Source organism: Brevibacterium sp. (genome assembly GCF_052105255.1).
Lineage (GTDB): Bacteria > Actinomycetota > Actinomycetes > Actinomycetales > Brevibacteriaceae > Brevibacterium > Brevibacterium linens_B.
Genome location: NZ_JBQDYQ010000119.1, coordinates 1 through 3,117 on the forward strand (window position 1 = coordinate 1; position 3,117 = coordinate 3,117).

General features: G+C 64.6%; 2 protein-coding genes. One reads left to right on the forward strand and one right to left on the reverse strand.

Translation table 11 applies throughout. From position 1 onward, the window contains the following. Positions 1-1,880: aconitate hydratase (locus tag ACTIIH_RS16130; RefSeq protein WP_441452836.1), on the reverse strand; the 1,880-nt coding region annotated here is incomplete at its 3' end. 231 nt (positions 1,881-2,111) lie between these two features. On the opposite strand from ACTIIH_RS16130, the gene ACTIIH_RS16135 reads away from it, so the two are divergent. After that, a complete protein-coding gene (locus tag ACTIIH_RS16135) occupies positions 2,112-2,957 on the forward strand; it encodes a DNA-formamidopyrimidine glycosylase family protein (RefSeq protein ID WP_441452837.1) in 846 nt (281 codons plus the stop codon). Positions 2,958-3,117 lie beyond the last annotated feature (160 nt).

A 3,117-nucleotide genomic window follows, 5' to 3' on the forward strand; every position in this document is an offset into this window, starting at 1 on the left:
ACCTGACGGGGCGACAGGCCGTGGCGGAATTCGAACTTTCGACCGGCCGCCTCGGCGGTGATTGTCGTCCCCTCACCGAGCTCATCGCGCAGACCACGGAACTCAAGCACATCGCCCTGGGACAGTGACTCGTAGTCGGACTCGTCCGTGAACTCGAGGGCAAGGACGCCGAAGTTCGCGAGGTTCTGCCAGTGGATCCGCGCCAACGATTTCGCCACCACTACCCGCAGACCGAGATAGCGGGGAGCGATGACCGCATGCTCGCGAGAGGACCCCTGACCGTAGTTCTCCCCACCGACGATCGCGTGCCCGCCGTCGTGCTCGGCGGCACGGGTGGCATAGGTGTCATCGACCTGGATATAGACGAACTCAGAGATCTTCGGGATGTTCGACCGGTACGGCAGAACGCGGGATCCGGCGGGCATGATCTCGTCGGTGGAGACGTTGTCGCCGACCTTGAGCAGGATCTCCAGGTCGATGTCGTCGGGCAGCGGTTCGAAGTCCGGCAGGGTCGAGATGTTCGTTCCTTTGACGAGTTCGACGTTCCGGGCTTCCTCCGGTTCCAACGGTGGAACGAGCATTTTGCGGTTCGCAGAGTACTTCTCCGGCAGCCGCACCTCGGGATAGTCCATGTCGAGGTCGCGGGGATCGGTGATCTTCCCGCTCAGCGCGGCGGCCGCGGCAGTCTCCGGCGAGCACAGCCACACGGCGTCCTCGTCGGTGCCGGAGCGACCGGGGAAGTTGCGCGGCATGGTGCGCAGACTGTTGCGCCCGACCGCAGGAGCCTGGCCCATGCCGATGCAGCCCATGCAGCCGGATTGGTGAATCCGGGCCCCGGAAGCCACCAGTGAGGTCAGCCATCCCCCGGCGATGAGGTCGGCAAGGACCTCACGTGAGGTGGGGTTGATGTCGAGCGAGATCTGCTGCTGAATCTGGCGGTCGGCAAGTGTCTCGGCGACGACGGCGAAGTCCCGCAGCCCTGGGTTCGCCGATGAGCCGACGACGACCTGGAAGACGTCCTCACCGGCGACCTCGCGCACCGGAGTGACGTTTCCCGGAGACGACGGCGCGGCGATGAGCGGTTCGAGCTGCGAGAGATCGATGCTGTCGGTGAGATCGTATTCGGCACCTTCGTCGGCCACGATGCGGGTGAAGTCCTCGCCTCGGTCAACGGCCTCCAAGTAGTCGCGGACGGCATCATCGGCGGGGAAGACCGTGGCGGTGGCGCCGAGTTCGGCCCCCATATTCGCAATCACGTGACGGTCCATGGCCGTGAGGTTCCGCAACCCGTCCCCGTGATATTCGATGATCTTCCCGACTCCGCCTTTGACCCCGTGACGACGCAGCATTTCGAGGATGACGTCCTTGGCCGAGACCCAGTCGGGCAAGGTGCCTGTGAGTTCGACGCCCATGATCTGCGGGGCGCTGATGAAGAGCGGTTCACCGGCCATGGCCATGGCGATCTCGAGTCCGCCGACGCCGATGGCGAGCATTCCCAAAGCGCCGGCGGCGCAAGTGTGGGAGTCCGAGCCGATGAGAGTCGTCCCCGGCTTGCCGAAACGGGACTGGTGGACAGGGTGGGAGACGCCGTTGCCGGCAGGGGAGAACCACAGACCGAACCGTGCCGCGGCAGAGCGGAGGAACTCGTGGTCCTCCGGGTTCTTCTCATCGGTCTGCAGCAGGTTGTGATCGACGTACTGCACAGACAGATCCGTGCGGATACGGTCGAGGCCGAGAGCCTCGAGTTCGAGCATGACCAGGGTGCCCGTCGCATCCTGTGTGAGAGTCTGGTCGATCCGGACCCCGAGTTCGTTTCCGGGAGCGAGCTCCCCAGACTCCAGATGCGATCGGATGAGCTTCTGAGCAACGTTCTCAGCCATTGTCCGCCTCCTTCGGCAGTCAGAGATCCACCGAAGCCACTCGGCTTCCGGTGGTCAATCCACGCTAGTCCTCGATCAATGGGTTCTCAAGGTTGGTCAACTCCTGTGACCCGGTTTGCGCCTCTCAGAACTACCTGATGGCGGCCCAGCAACCTCGCGCGAGGTTGCTGGGCCGCCATCAGGTAGCAATTAGGGGTGTTGGGATTGGGAGGTGAGGACGATAATGGGGTTATGCCGGAGCTACCCGAGGTCGATGCGCTGGTCGACTTCCTGCGTCCGCGGCTGATCGGGGACTTCGTCACCCGCGCGGACATTGCCGAGCTCAGCCTGCTGAAGACCGTCGACCCGAGCATCGATGCGCTCGCCGGACTTGCTATCACCGAGGTGGCCCGCCATGGGCGAGCCCTCGTCATCGGTTTCGACGGACTCAGTCTCGTCTGCCGGTTCGCCCGAATGGGCTGGCTGAACTGGCATGATACCGCACCGAGTGGTCCGACCCGGATGGGCAAGGGGCCGTTGGGAATGCGCGTAACCCTGGCATCGGGGGCCGCCTTCGACCTCATCGAACCCGGGTCGAAGAAGAACGCCGCCGTGTCCCTCGTCCGCGACCCCTCCGAGGTGCCCGCCCTCGCATCGCTCGGCACCGACGCCCTGAGCCTCACCGTCGACGAACTCGCCGCGGCGCTTTCCGAGTCGACCTCCCGGATCAAAACGGTCCTCGAAGATCAGAGAATCATCGCAGGCCTCGGCAATGCCTATACCGATGAGATCCTCCACGCCGCGAAGCTCTCTCCGTTCGCAACCGCGAAGACCGTCGACCCGCAGACGCTTCACACCGCCATCCGCGAGGTGCTCGATGCCGCCCGCAGCAGGCTCATCGGCCTGCCGCCGGGCAAGATCAAAACCGCGAAGAAACGCGGATTCTCCGTTCACGGCCGCACAGGTGAGACCTGTCATGTCTGCGGCGAGACCATCGCCGAGGTGTCCTTTGCCGACAAATCCTTCCAGTACTGCCCCGGCTGTCAGACCGGCGGAAGAAAGCTCTCCGACCGTCGAATGGACCGCCTCCTCAAGTAAGGCGCCTCCTCAAGCGGCGCCCGACCGCCGGCATGGACGGCACCATTGACAGGAGCTGCACCGCGCTCGCCGTACCCTCACGCTGGGCGGAGGCGGAAATGGCGGTCGGCGATGCTATGGGCGCGCAGGGCCACCTCGGTGATAGCGGTGAGGAACTCCT

Coding starts and splice junctions, on each gene's coding strand:
- ACTIIH_RS16135 (WP_441452837.1), top strand. CDS start 2,112: ATGCCGGAGCTACCCGAGGTCGATGCGCTGGTCGACTTCCTGCGTCCG.